Origin of the sequence: Mycolicibacterium chlorophenolicum (assembly GCF_001044235.1) — a bacterium.
Classification (GTDB): domain Bacteria; phylum Actinomycetota; class Actinomycetes; order Mycobacteriales; family Mycobacteriaceae; genus Mycobacterium; species Mycobacterium chlorophenolicum.
The window spans coordinates 259363-275200 of record NZ_JYNL01000068.1 but is presented as its reverse complement, the minus strand read 5'-3'; the positions used below and the strand labels follow the sequence as shown (position 1 = coordinate 275200).

15 protein-coding genes are annotated in these 15838 nt (G+C 69.1%); 9 read left to right on the top strand and 6 right to left on the bottom strand.

Annotated elements, in window-relative coordinates; translation table 11 throughout:
* The first annotated feature begins 6 nt into the window (after positions 1–6).
* The gene (locus MCHLDSM_RS29390) at positions 7–771 is read left to right on the top strand and encodes an enoyl-CoA hydratase/isomerase family protein (protein ID WP_048473318.1); all 765 of its coding nucleotides are present in this window, start codon (positions 7–9) and stop codon (positions 769–771) included.
* Here the strand turns inward: MCHLDSM_RS29390 and MCHLDSM_RS29385 are convergent.
* From MCHLDSM_RS29385 to MCHLDSM_RS29375, 3 genes are all read right to left on the bottom strand, one after another.
* Positions 768–1739, bottom strand: coding sequence for an enoyl-CoA hydratase/isomerase family protein (locus MCHLDSM_RS29385; RefSeq protein WP_048473317.1), 972 nt, complete (start codon positions 1737–1739; stop codon positions 768–770). The genes MCHLDSM_RS29390 and MCHLDSM_RS29385 overlap by 4 nt on opposite strands.
* A gap of 137 nt (positions 1740–1876) precedes the next feature.
* Entirely contained in the window at positions 1877–2620 is a 744-nt protein-coding gene (locus MCHLDSM_RS29380; protein WP_048473316.1) for an SDR family NAD(P)-dependent oxidoreductase, read from the bottom strand.
* Positions 2617–3381: an SDR family NAD(P)-dependent oxidoreductase gene (locus MCHLDSM_RS29375; RefSeq protein ID WP_048473315.1), complete on the bottom strand. Its 765-nt coding sequence runs from the start codon at positions 3379–3381 to the stop codon at positions 2617–2619. Before MCHLDSM_RS29375 ends, MCHLDSM_RS29380 begins: the two co-directional genes overlap by 4 nt.
* 102 nt (positions 3382–3483) lie before the next feature.
* Here MCHLDSM_RS29375 and meaB point away from each other — a divergent pair, with 102 nt between their 5' ends.
* Positions 3484–4356 (top strand): methylmalonyl Co-A mutase-associated GTPase MeaB, encoded by an 873-nt coding sequence (gene meaB / locus MCHLDSM_RS29370; protein WP_048473412.1) that lies wholly within the window; start codon positions 3484–3486, stop codon positions 4354–4356.
* A 1-nt stretch (position 4357) separates the two neighbouring features.
* Here meaB and MCHLDSM_RS29365 read toward each other — a convergent pair whose 3' ends face one another.
* From MCHLDSM_RS29365 to MCHLDSM_RS29355, 3 genes are read right to left on the bottom strand one after another with little or no spacing between them, the layout of a single operon-like run.
* Positions 4358–4939 carry a TetR/AcrR family transcriptional regulator gene (locus tag MCHLDSM_RS29365; RefSeq protein WP_048473314.1) on the bottom strand — a complete coding sequence of 194 codons (582 nt, stop codon included), beginning with the start codon at positions 4937–4939 and terminating at the stop codon, positions 4358–4360.
* Positions 4940–4978: 39 nt separating this feature from the next.
* Positions 4979–6592: an FAD-dependent oxidoreductase gene (locus tag MCHLDSM_RS29360; RefSeq protein ID WP_048473313.1), complete on the bottom strand. Its 1614-nt coding sequence runs from the start codon at positions 6590–6592 to the stop codon at positions 4979–4981.
* Between the two features lie 22 nt (positions 6593–6614).
* A complete protein-coding gene (locus MCHLDSM_RS29355; protein WP_048473312.1) occupies positions 6615–7340 on the bottom strand; it encodes an IclR family transcriptional regulator in 726 nt (241 codons plus the stop codon).
* Between the two features lie 158 nt (positions 7341–7498).
* Here MCHLDSM_RS29355 and MCHLDSM_RS29350 point away from each other — a divergent pair, with 158 nt between their 5' ends.
* From MCHLDSM_RS29350 to MCHLDSM_RS29320, 7 genes are read left to right on the top strand one after another with little or no spacing between them, the layout of a single operon-like run.
* Complete coding sequence (locus MCHLDSM_RS29350) at positions 7499–8365, top strand: alpha/beta fold hydrolase (RefSeq protein WP_048473311.1); 867 nt, start codon at positions 7499–7501, stop codon at positions 8363–8365.
* Positions 8362–10059, top strand: coding sequence for a bifunctional 3-(3-hydroxy-phenyl)propionate/3-hydroxycinnamic acid hydroxylase (locus MCHLDSM_RS29345; RefSeq protein ID WP_048473310.1), 1698 nt, complete (start codon positions 8362–8364; stop codon positions 10057–10059). Before MCHLDSM_RS29350 ends, MCHLDSM_RS29345 begins: the two co-directional genes overlap by 4 nt.
* Entirely contained in the window at positions 10007–10924 is a 918-nt protein-coding gene (locus MCHLDSM_RS29340; RefSeq protein WP_048473309.1) for a 3-carboxyethylcatechol 2,3-dioxygenase, read from the top strand. The genes MCHLDSM_RS29345 and MCHLDSM_RS29340 overlap by 53 nt, the downstream gene beginning before the upstream one ends.
* On the top strand, positions 10921–12678 hold the full coding sequence (locus MCHLDSM_RS29335) for an FAD-binding protein (RefSeq protein ID WP_048473308.1): 1758 nt from the start codon (positions 10921–10923) through the stop codon (positions 12676–12678). The genes MCHLDSM_RS29340 and MCHLDSM_RS29335 overlap by 4 nt, the downstream gene beginning before the upstream one ends.
* Entirely contained in the window at positions 12675–14000 is a 1326-nt protein-coding gene (locus MCHLDSM_RS29330; RefSeq protein ID WP_048473307.1) for an LLM class flavin-dependent oxidoreductase, read from the top strand. The genes MCHLDSM_RS29335 and MCHLDSM_RS29330 overlap by 4 nt, the downstream gene beginning before the upstream one ends.
* On the top strand, positions 13997–14836 hold the full coding sequence (locus MCHLDSM_RS29325) for a coniferyl-alcohol dehydrogenase (protein ID WP_048473306.1): 840 nt from the start codon (positions 13997–13999) through the stop codon (positions 14834–14836). The genes MCHLDSM_RS29330 and MCHLDSM_RS29325 overlap by 4 nt, the downstream gene beginning before the upstream one ends.
* Positions 14836–15834 (top strand): cyclase family protein, encoded by a 999-nt coding sequence (locus MCHLDSM_RS29320; protein ID WP_048473305.1) that lies wholly within the window; start codon positions 14836–14838, stop codon positions 15832–15834. Before MCHLDSM_RS29325 ends, MCHLDSM_RS29320 begins: the two co-directional genes overlap by 1 nt.
* Positions 15835–15838: the final 4 nt, after the last annotated feature.

The following is a 15838-nucleotide window of genomic DNA, read 5'->3' as shown; positions in this document are numbered from 1 at the left end:
CCCGGTATGTACGCCATGCCCGACGAGATCGACGTCCGCGCCGACGGTGGACTGCGCATCATCACGCTCAACCGGCCCGACGAGCTCAACGCGGTCAACGACGCGCTGCACGTGGGCCTGGCCCGGATCTGGGAGGCGCTCAACGAGGACGCCGACGTTCGGGCCGTGGTCATCACCGGCGCCGGCCGGGCGTTCTCGGCCGGCGGCGACTTCCACTATCTCGACGAGCTGCGCCGCGACGAAGCGTTGCGGCGCAAGACCATCAAGCACGGCCGTGATCTGGTGATCGGCATGGTGCGCTGCCGGGTACCGGTGATCGCCGCGGTCAACGGTCCGGCGGTCGGCCTGGGCTGCAGTCTGGCCGCGCTGTCCGACATCGTCTACATGGCCGAGACCGCGCACTTCGCCGATCCGCACGTGCAGATCGGTCTGGTCGCCGCCGACGGAGGGCCGCTGGTGTGGGGGTCGCAGATCAGCCTGTTGCAGGCCAAGGAGTTCGCGTTGACGGGCGTGCGGATCAAGGCGCCGCGCGCACTGGAGCTGGGTCTGGCGAATCACGTTGTCGCCGAGCCGGTCTCCGACGCGATCGCGTGCGCGAAGAAGATCATGACGCTGCCCCAGCAGGCTGTCGAAGCCACCAAGCGGCTGATGAACATCCAGCTGGAGCGCTCGGTGATGGCGTCGCTGGACTACGCCAACCTCGCCGAGTACGTGTCGTTCGGCACGCCCGAGTTCAACACGATCGTCGACGGTCTGATCGCCAAGGACTAGGGCTTGTTGCGCCCCGAACGGCTGAGCCGCCACTCCGGCGGGAAGTTCAGATCGTTGTCCTTGACCACGTTGTTGAGCCCCTTCTCGAAGGTGCCCTCGGTGAGGTCGACATCGCGCTGCTGATCGTTCTGGATGAGCGGCAGCATCCCCTCGACCATGCCGGTGAGCAGGCTGCCGAAGTACTCGCCCTTGTGCTGCTTGTAGAGCTCCAGGAAGGTCTTCTGCACTGCGACGGTGTCGGTGGGACGCGACCGCGAGCACGCCAGCGCGTACTTGTGCGTCTCGGCTTCCAAGGCGTCGCGGGGCACCACGCTGTTGAGGAACCCGCAGTCGTCCATCTCCTTGGCCGTGAAAGGCCGTCCGGTGAAAAGCATCTCGGAGAACTTGCGCAGCCCCATGGTCTCGGCCCACCACCACAGCCGCGGGCCCCAGCCCACATACCGGAAGGCCGGGTGCCCGAACAGCGCATCGTCGGAGGAGACCACCAGGTCGGCGTCACCGGCTTGGTAGAAGTGCCAGCCGTAGCAGTACCCCTTGGCCTCGACGATGCTGATCTTGCGCAGTTCCTGCAGCGGCCGGTTGCCCGCGGGGGCCTTGGCGTAGAAGTCGGTCACGGTGGACAGGTAGCGGTACGAGCCGCCGGGCGGATACTTCACGTCGTCGTCGTTGATCGCGACCTCGTGCAGCAGCGGCATGCCCGGGTTCTCCAGCATGTCCCGCTGCTCGGGCAGATCGCCTCCGCTGCCGAAGTCCTGGCCCTCACCGCGGATGACGACCACTTTGACGTCGTCGTCCACGTTGCACTTGTGGATCAGGTCGGCATAGAGCTGCCGCATGCCCAGCGTGGTCGAGTTCTGCGCGTCGGGCCGGTCGAAGGTGATCGTCGCGATCCGGTTCGCGGTGTCCTTCTCGAATCGGATGTATTGCTCGGCGTCCTTCTTCATCTCTGCATAGTCGTGGTCTGGCACGGCGCCTCCTTGATTCCGTCGAGCTCGGGCTCAGTCTCGCAGCGTTGGCGTCCGCCCGGACGATTTCGACTCTTCGCTTAAATTCCCGCGGAAGCGCATTCCTGGTCGCGCACACGCGAAAATCGCAGCCGGGAATGCTATTCCGCGGCGAGCTGCTCGGAGCGCTGGACCGTGCCGGTGATGCCGGAGGCGTCCTGGCGCGCCAGCAGCAGCGCGGCCTCGGCCATGGCCTGGGGCGGTTCGACCATCTCGGGGGGCACCTCGATACCGCCACCGCCGGCTTGCCAGCCCTCGGTGAGCACCACCCGCGACGGGCTCAGACAGTTCACCGCGATGTTGTCGGCCGCCAGATCGGTGGCCAGCCCGAGGTAGAGCCGTTCGACGGCAGCCTTGGACACCCAGTAGGCGTTCGCGCCGTGCCCGGTCATCCCGACGCCCGTCGTGGTCACCGCGATCAGCGAGCCGCCGCCGCGCGTGCGTACATGCGGGATGACGGCCCTGGTGACCAGGAAGACGCCGGTGAGGTTCACGTCGAGGCAGCGCTGCCACCGTGTGAGCGGGGTGGTCTCGACCGGCCCCAGCCACAGCACGCCGGCGTTGGCGACGAGGATGTCGATACCCCCGAACTCCGAGACGGTCTGCGCCACTGCGGTGCTCACGGACTCTTCGCACGTGACGTCGCAGACCACCGGCAGCGCAGAGCCGCCCGCCGCGGTGATGCGTTGCGCGACGGACCCGATCGTGCCCGGGACCCTGCCCTCCTGTTCGGAACGCGCCGCGACGGCGACCGACGCGCCGGCGGCGGCCAGCGCCGAGGCGATGGTGGCGCCGATGCCGCGGCTCGCGCCGGCGACGAACGCGACCTTGCCGGTCAGGCTCATCGCGGTGGGAAGCGCAGCGCCCCGTCGAGGCGGATGGTCTCGCCGTTGAGGTAGTCGTTCTCGATGATGCTCTGCGCCAGTTGCGCGTATTCGCCCGCGCGGCCCATCCGCTTCGGGAACGGCACCTGCGGCCCCCAGTACTGCTCGAGCTGGTCGGCGGCCTTGCCGTAGGCGGGAGTGTTGATGGTCCCGGGCGCGATGGTCACCACGCGGATGCCCAGCGGCGACAGGTCGCGTGCGGCGACCAGGGTCATGCCGAGCACCCCACCCTTGGCCGCGGCGTAGGGCAGCTGCCCGATCTGTCCCTCGTACCCGGCGATCGACGCCGTGGTGACGATGACGCCCCGGCCGCCCTCCTCGAGCGGTTCGGTCTTCGCGATCGCCGCCGCGGAGAGTCGCATCACGTTGAACACCGCGGTCAGGTAGAACTCGACGGTCGTCTTGAACCCCTCGAGGTCCAGCGGCGACCCGTCCTTGCCGACGAGCCGCCCGCCGCTGGCCGGACCGCCGTGGGTGTCCACCGAGATGCGCAGGGGAGCAAGGGCTTCGGCCTCGGCGATGGCGGCGTTGACCGACTCCTCGGAGGTGGCGTCGGTGCGCACGTACCGCACTCCGAGCTCCGACTCGAGCGCAGCGCCCTTGTCGTCGGCCATGTCGGCGACCACCACCTTGGCGCCCGCGCCGTGCAGCCGGCGCACCGTCGCCTCCCCGAGACCGCCCGCCCCGCCCACCACCAGTGCGGAACTGCCGCTGATCTGCATGCGTCCTCCTTGAAACTGAGACTCTCAGTCAGGGAGAATAGCATTCTCAACAGTGGAGCGGGCAGCTGACCACGAGCAGAACGCCTGCGTAAGGTGCGTGACGTGACCATCGACGAGCTGATCTGCGCGGCCCGCGGCGGGTCGGCGAGGGCCACCGGCCGGTTGCTGACCTTTGTGGAGGGTCCACGACGACCGGAGGTGCTGGCAGCGGTCGGCGTCCCGGCGCCCGCCCGCATCATCGGGATCACCGGTCCTCCGGGTGCGGGGAAGTCCACCACGGTGGGCGCCCTGGTCGGGGCCTATCGCGCAGGCGGGGAACGGGTCGCGGTCCTCGCGGTCGACCCGTCGTCGCCCTACAGCGGCGGGGCGCTGCTCGGTGACCGCATCCGGATGGCCGCCCACATCAACGATCCCGATGTGCTGATCCGGTCGGTCGCGACCCGGGGACATCTCGGTGGACTGGCCGCGGCGGTCCCCGCCGCGATCACCCTGCTGTCGGCGCTCGGATACGGCCTGGTGATCGTCGAGACCGTCGGGGTGGGCCAGTCCGAGATCGAGATCGCCGCGGTGGCCGATCCGACGGTGGTGATCCTCAACCCCGGCGCCGGAGACGCGGTACAGGCCGCCAAGGCCGGCCTCCTCGAGGTCGCCGACATCGTCGTCGTCAACAAGGCCGATCGCGCAGGAGCCGACCAGACCGTGCGCGATCTGCGCGCCGAAACCCACGCGCCCATCCTCAAACTCGTCGCCGCACAGGGCGACGGCGTGCCCGAACTCGTCGAGGCGATCTCCGCACACCACCGTTCCGACAGCCCGACCCGGCGGGCGGCGCGAGCCCGTTCCCAGATCCTGTCGATGGCCGCGACGCTGCTGCGTGCACACACCGACCTCGACCGGTTGGCGGCGGCCGTGGCCGACGGCACCTGCGATCCCTACGCGGCGGCTGCGCAGTTGGTGGTCGGCGACGACCGCTGACCTACTCCGGCAGGTCCACCAGTTTCTTTGTGTAGAAGAGCAATTGGCTGCGCAGCGTGTCGTCGTCGATGTCGTCCACCAGGGGATGCATCACGCCGACGGCGATGGCGCCCGACAGCATCGCGGCGGGCAGGCGAGCCTGCGGCGTGTTCTCGCCGATGAGGACCGCGAACAGCCGGCCGATGAACTGCTGAAACGGCGGGTGGTCGGCCAGGAACCGGACGATGACCGGATCGAACTGCAGTGTCGCGGCAGCACGCCGCCGCTCGACGGCCTCGTCGATGACGCGGTGGAGGAGGAGTTCTCGCGCCCGCGACGCCGACGGCTCGGCCTCCGCGGCCTCCAGCGCCTCTTCCAGCCGGCCGAGTTCGCGTTCGGTCAACGCGAGGACGATCTCGTCCTTGGTCTTGAACTGGCGGTAGACCGCGGCTTTGGTGACGCCCATCGCGTCGGCGATCATCTGCAGCGAGGTCCCGCTCACGCCGTGCTCGGTGATCAGGCTCAGGGCGGCATCGAGCACGCGGGTTTGTGCTGCCGTGCGCCGGATCGCACTGAACCTGGTTCCGCTGCGCGGCGACGTCATTCGCCGAGGGTAGCCGACCGGCTACCCGGGTGGCCGCCGTCAGGACGCCGAGCGGCCCGTCGCCGCGGTGTAGCCCGCCCGGTAGCCGAACACCATGGCGGGCCCGAGGGTTCCGCCCGCGCCGCCGTAGGCCTTGCCGGTCGGACCGGCCATCGCGTTGCCCGCCGCGAACAGTCCGGTGATCGCCGTGCCGTTGACGTGCAGCACCCGGCCGTCGCGGTCGGTGCGCGGGCCGCCCTTGGTCCCCATCGCGCCGACCGACACCGGCACCGCGAAGTACGGCGCGGTGTCGATGGGACCCAGGGTCTGCGCCGCCGTGGTCGGTGCCGAGGTGTCGCCCCAGTAGCCGTCGTAGGCGCTGTCGCCGCGCCCGAAGTCGGGATCGTGCTCGTCGGCGACGTGGGTGTTCCACGCCTGCAGCGTCCGGGCCAGGCCTGCCGCGTCGATTCCGGTCTTCTCGCTGAGTTCGTCGAGGTCCGCGGACTGGCAGAACCAGTCGGGGATCGGACCGTCGGGGTCCACACCGAGAAATCCGTAGTGCTTGAGGTGCAGCGAGTCGAACACGATCCACGCCGGATCGTTGGCGTAGCCGAGTTTGGGGTCGAGGAAGTGGAACGGCCCGGCCATCGAGTTGTACTCGCCGGCCTCGTTGAGGAACCTCTTGCCGGCCCGGTTGACGATGATGCTTCGCGGGCGGGTGCGTTCGAGGCGGACGCTGCGGCTGCGCGGACGCCCGTCGAAGGTGTCGCCGGGGATCTGCACGATGGGCACCCACCAGGCCTCGCCCATGTTGGCCAGATCGGCGCCGTGCGCCATCGCCATGCGCAGCCCGTCGCCGGTGTTGTTGGGCGGCGAGACCGCGCCACGCATCGGCCCGCGCAGATAGGCCTCGACGAGACTTCTGTCCCATTCGAACCCGCCGGTGCCGAGCACCACGCCGCGGCGCGCACGGACGCGGAAATCACTGTCGTGCTGCTGGATTCGGACGCCGGTGATGCCGAGCGGGTCGGCGATGAGCTCGACCGCGCGGGCCTCGGTGTGCGGTTCGACGCCGGCGTCCAGGAGTGCCTTCAGCAACCCGGCGATCAGGGAGGTACCCGCGACGCAGTAGTCGCCCGACCCGCTGTCCACCGAGGCGTGGATGCGCGCCCGGGTCTCGGCGTCGATACCGACGTTGCTGAAGTCGGCCGGGAAGGAGGTGATGCGGTCGCGCCATTCGCCGAGCGTGGCGAGGTCGAACGGCTTCGTGTTCAGCGACCGGCCGCCGGCGGGACGGCCGCCGGGGAGCTCGGGCTTGTAGTCGGGAAAGCCCTCGGCCACCTCGAACACGAGATCGCTGTGCGTCTCGACGAAGTCGAGCATCGATGCACCCGTGCGCACGAACGTCTCGACCAGGTCGTCGTCCATCACGCCCAGCGACTGTGCGCGCAGATAGGCCATCGCGTCGTCGGCGGACAGCTCGCCCTCGGCCGCACGGTCGTGCGCCGGAATCCAGACGATTCCGCCCGACACCGCGGTCGTTCCGCCCACGGTGGCGGCTTTCTCGTACACCTCCACCGAGGCGCCGTTGACCGCCGCGGTCAGTGCGGCGGTCAGGCCGGCGCCGCCACTGCCCAGTACGACGACGTCGACGTCGTGGTCCCAGTCGGTCACCGCTGTCTCCTTCCGGGCTTCCTCAGCCGAGGATCGCCGATAATTCGTTGGCTGCCTTGATGACTGACTCGCGGCCGTCGTGGACGACGTCCTCGCGATGCGAGATCAGGTTGATGCAGGTGGGCGGTGACGGCGGTCGGCGGCGCACCGGCACCGCGAGCCCGTAGGTGTTCGGCTCGATCTCGCCGTGGGTGATCACCCAGCCTCGGTGGCGGGCTTCGCCGACGAGCTCGCGCTCGCCGGGGCGGGGCGGCATGCCGGCCAGCAACGCGATGCCGGCAGCCCCGCGGTCCAGGGGGTAGCGACTGCCCTCGTGGAAGGACAGCTGGTAGAAGACGTTCGTCGGGACCATGACGGCCACCGCGACCTGTTGATCGCCCTCGGCGACCAGCAGGGAGACCGTGGTGCCGAGCTCGTCGGCCAGGCTGCGCAATGTGGGGACGGCCAGGGTGCGGATGTTGTTGTCGAACGACGCGCCGAGCACCGCCAGTGCCGCCGCGGACCGGTAGCGGCCGTCCTCACCCTTGGCCACGAACCGGAACGACGCCAGGGTGCTGAGCAGCCGGTAGGCGATGGTGCGGTGCACGCCGATGTCGTCGGCGACCTGCGCCACGGTCATGCCGGTGGGGGAACTGGCGACGAGCTGCAATGCACTCAGGCCGCGCGCCAGGGTCTGCGATCCCGGTGCGCCCGCGGCGGCTCCGTCCGGGGTGAGGTGACGGCCGGGGGCTGCGGACGCTCGGGTCATGGGCGACCTTCCTTGACAGACACGAGGGCGAGAGTGATGCTCTGACTATAGTGCACATTGATGTGCGATAAATGAGCAAAGTGCTTACAAAAAAAGAGAATACAATTCTCAGCGGCGTGGTCCGGAGGACCATCGCGAACGGCAGGAAGGAGCGCCGGGTGGCGGAGTTCGAGAGCGTGTGGAGCGACCTGCAGGGCGTCCCGTTCTCGCAGGGTTACCTCGATGCCGGTGGCGTGCGCACACGGTTCCTGCACGCGGGTGATCCCGCCGCTCCGGCCCTGGTGCTGTTGCACGGCTCGGGTGGGCACGCCGAGGCGTACGTGCGCAACCTCGAGGCGCACGCCGGGCACTTCTCCACCTGGTCGATCGACATGCTCGGGCACGGGTACACCGACAAGCCGGGCCATCCTCTCGAAATCGCCCACTACGTCGGGCATCTGGCGGCGTTCCTCGACGCGATCGGCGCGCAACGGGCGCACATCAGCGGTGAGTCGCTTGGCGGGTGGGTGGCCTCCCGGTTCGCCGTCGACCACCCCGACCGGGTGGACCGGCTCGTCCTCAACACCGCGGGCGGATCGCAGGCCGACCCCGAGGTGATGAAGCGCATCGTCACGCTGTCGATGGCCGCGGCCGAGAACCCGACGTGGGAGACGGTGCAGGCCCGCATCAAGTGGCTGATGGCCGACAAGTCCAGGGATTACGACGACATCGTGGCCAGCCGGCAGCGGGTCTACCGCCAGCCCGGGTTCGTGGATGCGATGCGCGACATCATGGCGCTGCAGGATCCGCAGATCCGCGCCCGGAACCTGTTGGGCCCGAACGAGTACGGCGCGATCAGCGCGCCCACGCTGGTGTTGTGGACCAGTGACGACCCGACCGCCGACGTCGAGGAGGGCCGACGGATCGCGTCGATGATCCCGGGCGCCCGGTTCGAGGTGATGGCGGGGTGCGGCCACTGGCCGCAGTACGAAGATCCCAAGACCTTCGACCGGTTGCACCTGGACTTCCTGCTGGGGCGCACATGAACGCCGACCACGAGGTGGACGTCGTCATCGTCGGGGCAGGGCCCTCCGGCCTGACGCTGGCCAACATCCTGGGCCTGCAGGGAGTCCGGACACTCGTCGCCGAGGAGCGCGACACGCTCATCGACTATCCGCGCGGTGTCGGCCTGGACGACGAGGCGTTGCGCACCTTCCAGTCCATCGGACTGGTCGACCGCGTCCTGCCCCACACGGTGCCCAACCAGATCCTGCGGTTCTTCGACGGGAAGCGGCGTCTGCTCGCCGAGATGGCGCCTCCGGACGCGCGATTCGGATGGCCGAAGCGCAACGGTTTCGTCCAGCCGATGGTCGACGCCGAACTGTTCGCCGGCCTCGACCGCTTCGACCACGTCGACGTGCAGTTCGGGCGCGGCATGCGGACATGCCGGGAGGATGCCGACGGCGTGACGGTCGAGTTGAGCGACGGCGCCCGGGTGCGCGCGCGCTATGTCGTGGGGTGCGACGGCGGCCGCAGCGCGACGCGGCGGCTGATGGGGGTGTCGTTCGACGGCACCACCTCGTCGACCCGGTGGCTCGTCGTCGACCTCGCCAATGATCCGCTGGGCCATCCCAACAGTGAGGTCGGTGCCGATCCGCGCAGACCCTACGTCTCGATCGCCATCGCCCACGGCATCCGTCGTTTCGAGTTCCTCATCCACCCGCACGAAACCGACGAGCAGGCAGACGATCCGGCGTTCGTCTCCCAGATGCTCGCCGAGCGGATCCCGTATCCCGAGCGCGTGCACATGATCCGCCACCGGGTCTACACCCACCATTCGCGGATCGCCTCGTCGTTCCGCGCGGGCCGGCTGCTGCTCGCCGGCGACGCCGCCCACCTGATGCCGGTGTGGCAGGGCCAGGGCTACAACAGTGGCATCCGCGACGCCGCCAACCTCGGCTGGAAGCTCGCCGCGGTGGTGACCGGACAGGCCGACGACGCGCTGCTGGACACCTACGATGTCGAACGCCGCCGACACGCCCGCGCGATGATCGACCTGTCCACGATGGTCGGCCGGGTCATCTCGCCCACCAACACCCGGGTGGCCGCACTGCGGGACCGGGTGATCCACGCGGCCTCGGCGGTCCCCACGCTGAAGCGCTACGTGCTCGAGATGCGGTTCAAACCGATGCCTCGCTACACCGAGGGCGCCGTGTACCACGCTGCTGCGTCGTCCCCGACAACGGCGAACTCGCCGACGGGCACGCTGTTCATCCAGCCTCGGGTCGACACCCGCCACGGCCGGAATCTGCTTCTCGACGATGTGCTCGGGCCCGGCTTCGCGGTGCTGTGCTGGAGCAACAATCTGCGCGCCGTGCTCGGTGACGCCGCCTTTACACGGTGGAAGATGTTGGGCGCCAGGTTCATCGAGGTCCGGCCGATGACACAGCTGCACTGGACGGGTCATGACGACGCGGCGGTGACGGTCGTCGGCGACCGCTCGGGCGCGCTCAAGTCATGGTTTGACGCCTCCACCGACTCGGTGCTGTTCCTGCGTCCCGACCGCTGTATCGCCGCCGCGTGTATCGCCCAGCGCGCACCGGAGGTGTCGCAGGCCGTGTTCGCGGCGCTCCATCTGACCACGGAAGGAGGATCCGGTTCTCATGTCGACACTCGCGGTGTGCACCATGTCGCACAGTCCGTTGCTGAACCTTCCGGGACCGTCACCGGATCTGCTTGACGACATCGGGTCGGCGATCGATGCGGCACGGGACTTCGTCGCCGACTTCGACCCCGATCTCGTCGTGACGTTCTCGCCCGACCACTACAACGGGTTCTTCTATCGGGCGATGCCGCCGTTCTGCATCGGCACCGCCGCCGAGGGCGTCGGCGACTACGGCACGTACCAGGGCCCGCTCGACGTTCCCGGTGACCTCGCAACCGATTGCGCGGTAGCCGTTCTCGGCGCCGATGTGGACGTGGCGCTGTCGGCGGCGATGCAGGTCGACCACGGCACCGTGCAACCGCTGGAGAAACTGTTCGGCGACGCGACCGCCAAGCCGGTCATCCCCGTCTTCGTCAATTCGGTGGCCACCCCGCTCGGACCGATGCGGCGGGTCCGGGCCCTCGGTGCGGCTGTCGGCGGCTACCTCGCCTCGCTCGGGAAACGGGTGCTGATCATCGGGTCGGGGGGACTGTCGCACGATCCGCCGGTGCCCACGCTGGCCACCGCACCTCCGGCAGCGCTCGACCGCATCGTGCACGGCGTCCCGATGACCTCCGAACAGCGGCAGGCTCGCCAGACCGCGGTGATCGAGGCGGCGCGTGAGTTCGCCGCCGGGCAGGGATCGCTGGCCCCGCTGAATCCGGCCTGGGATCAGGCGTTCCTCGACCTGCTGGACACCAACCGACTCGACGAGGTCGACGGCTGGGACAACGCCTGGATCGCCGCGCAGGCAGGCAATTCGGCACACGAGGTCAGAACCTGGGTGGCGGCCTTCGCGGCGCTGGCGACCCAGGGCCCGTATACGACCGGGCACCGGTTCTACCGGGCTGCCCCGGAACTGATCGCCGGCTTCGCGATCCGGACGGCGGTGACCGCGTGAACGCGCAGGCCGCCGACCCGGACTTCGACCACACCACCGACGTGCTGATCGTGGGGTCCGGTGGCGGGGGCATGACCGCGGCCCTGACCGCGGACGCCGCCGGGCTGGACACCTTGGTCGTGGAGAAGTCGCCGCGGTTCGGCGGCTCCACGGCGCTGTCCGGCGGCGGCATCTGGGTGCCCGGCGCGCCGTCGCAGCGCCGTGCGGGGCACGTGCCCGACCCCGACGAGGTGTTCCTCTATCTGAAGGAGATCACCGGCGGACTCGTCAGCGACGCCCGGCTGCGCACCTATGTCGACGCCGCACCGCAGATGATGGAGTTCCTCGAGAACCGCAGCCCATGGCTGGAATTCGTGTGGAAGCCCGGCTACGCCGACTACTACCCGGAGGTACGGGGCGGTTCGGCGCTGGGCAGCACCATCAACGTGGACGCGATCGACCTGCGTGTGCTCGGCGACGAGGAACAGAATCTGCTGGCCCCGCTGGCGCTGGCGCCCAAGGGCATCTGGTTCGGACCCAAGGACCTGCGGCTGTTCTATCAGGTGCGGCAATCCTGGCGCGGCAAAGCCGTTCTGCTGAAACTGATCTGGCGGATGTTCCGGGCGCGGGTGTTCGGCGACCGGATGGCGGCCATCGGGCAGTCGCTGGCCGCGCGGCTCCGGCTGGCGATGAAGCAGCACGACATTCCGCTGTGGCTCGACGCGCCGATGACCGAACTGATCACCGATGTGGACGGCACGGTGGTCGGGGCGGTCGTGGAGAGGGACGGGCATGCGGTCCGCATCCGCGCCCGCCGCGGCGTGATCCTGGCCAGCGGCGGCTTCGATCACGACATGGCCTGGCGGCGTGAACATCTGCCCGAACTCGAGCAGGACTGGAGCTTCGGTAACCCCGCGGCGACGGGGGACGGCATCCGGGCGGGGGAGAAGGTCGGCGCCTCGACAGAGCTGCTCGACGAGGCGTGGTGGTTCCCGGCGATCTGCTGGCCGGACGGCCGGCTGCAGTTCATGCTCAACGAACGGATGATGCCGTCGCAGTTCGTGGTCAACGGCGCCGGCGAGCGATTCATCAACGAGGCCGCGCCCTACATGGACTTCGCGCACGCGATGATCGAGGGCCAGCGCTGCGGCGTCACCCACATCCCGTGCTGGCTCGTCACCGACGTCCGGTCGTTCCACCGCTATGTGGTCGCCGGGCATCTGCCGATCCCGAAGGTGCCGTTCGCGCCGGTGCCGACCGGACGGAAGATACCGGCGGCGTGGCTGGAGTCCGGCGTGGTGAAGCAGGGCCGCAGCTTCGAGGACCTCGCCCGCGAGATCGGCGTGCCCCCAGACCGGTTGCGCGCCACCGCCGACCGCTTCAACGCGCTGGCCCGCAGCGGGCACGACGACGACTTCAACCGCGGCGACAGCGCCTACGACAACTACTACGGCGACCCGACGCTGCCCAACCCGAATCTGTATCCCCTCGGCGATCCGCCCTACTACGCCTTCCAGATCATCCTGGGCGACCTCGGCACCTCGGGCGGCCTGCGCACCGACGAGCACGCGCGGGTGCTGCGTGCCGACGACACCGTGATCGACGGTCTCTACGCCGTCGGCAACGCCTCGGCCGCGGTGATGGGCCGCAGCTACGCCGGGGCCGGCGCCACGATCGGGCCGGCCATGACCTTCGGCTTCGTCGCGGCCCGCCACATCGCCGACGCCGCTCTCCCGTCCCACTCGCCCGAACTTCAAGGAGGTAACCAGAAGTGAAGATTTCCCTGTTCTACGAGTTCCCGCTGCCCCGACCGTGGTCCGACGACGACGAGCACCAGCTGTTCCAGCACGGGCTCGACGAGGTGGAACTCGCCGACAAGGCGGGGTTCTCCACCGTCTGGCTCACCGAGCACCACTTCCTCGAGGAGTACTGCCATTCCACGGCCCCGGAGATGTTCCTCGCGGCCGCGAGCCAGCGGACCAAGAACATCCGGCTCGGCTTCGGCGTCATGCACCTCCCACCGCCGATCAACCACCCGGCCCGCATCGCCGAGCGGGTCGCCACGCTCGACCACCTGTCCAACGGCAGGGTGGAGTTCGGCACCGGGGAGGGCTCGTCGGTCGCCGAACTCGGCGGCTTCAACATCGATCCCGCCGACAAGCGCACCCAGTGGGAGGAGGCCCTGGAGGTCTCGATCCGCTGCATGACCGAGGCGCCGTTCACCGGCTTCAAGGGCGAGCACGTCGAGATGCCGGCCCGCAATGTGATTCCGAAGCCGCTGCAGGACCCGCACCCGCCGGTGTGGGTGGCCTGTACCCGCCCGTCGTCGGTCCAGATGGCCGCCCAGAAGGCCATCGGCGCACTGAGTTTCGCCTACACCGGACCGGAGGCGCTCAAGGAGCGAGTCGACGGCTACTACCGGGAGTTCGAGGAACAGGGCACACCCGTCACCCCGGCGATCAACCCCAACCTGCTCGCCATCGGCGGCGACCTGTCGATGATGGTGGCCAAGACCGACGAACAGGCGCTCGAGCACCTCGGCATCGGCGGTGGCTTCTTCTCGTTCGGGATCATGCACTACTACCTGACCGGCATGCACACGCCCGGCCGCACCGGTGTCTGGGAACTCTACGAGCAGGCCGTCAAGGACGATCCGACATTGGCCTACGGCCCCGGCCGGGGTGCGATCGGCTCGCCGGACACGGTGCGCGAGTTCCTGCGCGGCTACGAGGAGAGCGGCGTCGACGAAATCATCCTGCTGCTCAACCCGCGCAGCCATGAGGGCACCATGGAGTCCATCGAGATCATGGGCCGCGAGATCCTGCCCGAGTTCATCGAGCGCGACGAGAAGGCGGTCAAGGACAAGGCCAAGCGGCTGGCGCCGGTGATCGAGAAGGTCGAGGCGCGCAGGCAGCCCTCGGACGCACCGATGTTCGACGAGACGTATGCATTCGGCGGTCTGCCGACCGGCCGGGGTGGGAAGTTCACCGCGGGGGAGATCCCCGAGGCCATGGCCGAGATCAACGAGGGCCGGGTCAAGGCCGCGCAGGCCGAGAAGGACGCCAAGGCAGCGAAGGAACCTGCGAGCAGAGCGTGAGTGCACTCGACGAATTGGTGCGCTACGACGGCAGACATGCCGTCGTCACCGGATGCGCGTCCGGTATCGGGGCCCACGTGGCGGACCACCTCAGCCGCCTCGGTGCGCGCGTCACAGGGCTCGATCTGCGCGCTCCCTCCGACACCTCGCCGCTGGAGGACTTCGTCGAGGTCGATCTCGCCGATCCCGAGTCGGTGGACGCCGCGGCGGCCGCCGTCGACGGTGAGGTCGACGCGTTGTTCAACGTGGCCGGTGTGTCGTCCGGCATCGGCGACGCGCAGCTGGTGGTGCGGATCAACTTCCTGGGCACGCGACAGTTCACCGAAGCGCTGACCGACCGGATGCCCGCGAGTGCGACGATCACCAACGTGTCCTCCCTGGCAGCGTCGGGCTACCGCGAGAACGCCTCCGTGACAACGGGTCTACTCGACACCTCCTCGGTGGCCGAGGGGGTGGCCTGGTGCAGGCAGAACCCGCACGCGCTCGCTGACGGCGGCTACCGGCTCTCCAAGGAGGCGATCATCCTCTACGGCATGCGCTGTGTCACCGAGCTGGGCGCCCGGGGCATCAGGATCAACTGCACCGCACCCGGGGTCACCGAGACCCCGATCCTCGACCAGTTGCGCTCGGCGTACGGCCAGGGCTACCTGGACTCCTTCACCACGCCGCTGGGCCGAATCTCCGACCCCGGGGAACAGGCCGCCGTGCTGGTCTTCCTGGGCAGCCGGGCGGCCGGCTACATCACCGGGCAGGTGGTGTGGGCCGACGGCGGGATCCTCGCCCAGCGGTACGCGGCTCAGATGCGGGACAGCGCCGCGGCACAGGGGAGTCGATGATGGCCGACGACATGAGGCTCTTCCGGGAGGCCGCCGAGGAGCTGCGCAACTGGGGCCGCTGGGGTGACGACGACGAACTCGGCACCCTGAACTTCATCACCGCCGAGAAAGTCACCGAGGCAGCGCGATTGGTCACACAGGGCAAGGTGATCTCGCTCGGCGGTGACTTCAGCGCGGGCGGTCCCCAGGGCGCCTTCAAGTTCCGGCAGAACCCCGTGCACGTGATGACCGTCGACGGCGGAGACGCCTCCACGCTCGTCGAGTACGGCCCGCAGTGGCTGCGCAACGCGGTCGCCGCCGACATGAGCGCGTTCTTCGCCGACAACCCGTTCCGATTCAACGACGACCTCATCGTGATGCCGCTGCAGGCCGCGACCCAGTGGGACGCGCTGTCGCACGTCTACTACGAGGACAAGCTCTACAACGGCTTCCCGGCCGACTCCGTCACCAGTTTCGGCGCTTTCCACCTCGGCATCGAGAAGGTCGACGGCAAGGGCATCACGTCGTGCGGAGTGCTGCTCGACGTGGTCGCCCACCGCGGCGCCGACATGTTCTGTGCGCCCGGGCAACCCATCACCCCCGCCGAACTCGACGAGATCGTCGCCGCGCAGAACGTCGAGATCCGCTCGGGCGACATCGTCGTCGTCCACACCGGGTGGTGGACCCGCTTCCTGGCCACCGGGGACGGCGGCGAGGCCGGCTCGGGCCTGCACTGGACATGCGCCCGCTGGCTGCACGACCACGAGGCCGCCGCCGTCGCCGCCGACAACCTCATGGTGGAAGACCCCGACCCGGCCAACGGGGTCGAGGGCACCTTCCTCCCGATGCACATGCTCTGTCTGCGGGACATGGGGCTGATGCTCGGCGAGTACTGGGATCTCGGCCCGCTCGCCGCCGACTGCGCCGCCGACGGGATCTACGAATTCCAGCTCGTCGCACCGCCGTTGAAGGTGGTCGGTGCGGTCGGCGCCCCCGTCAGCCCGATAGCGATCAAGTGAGGCA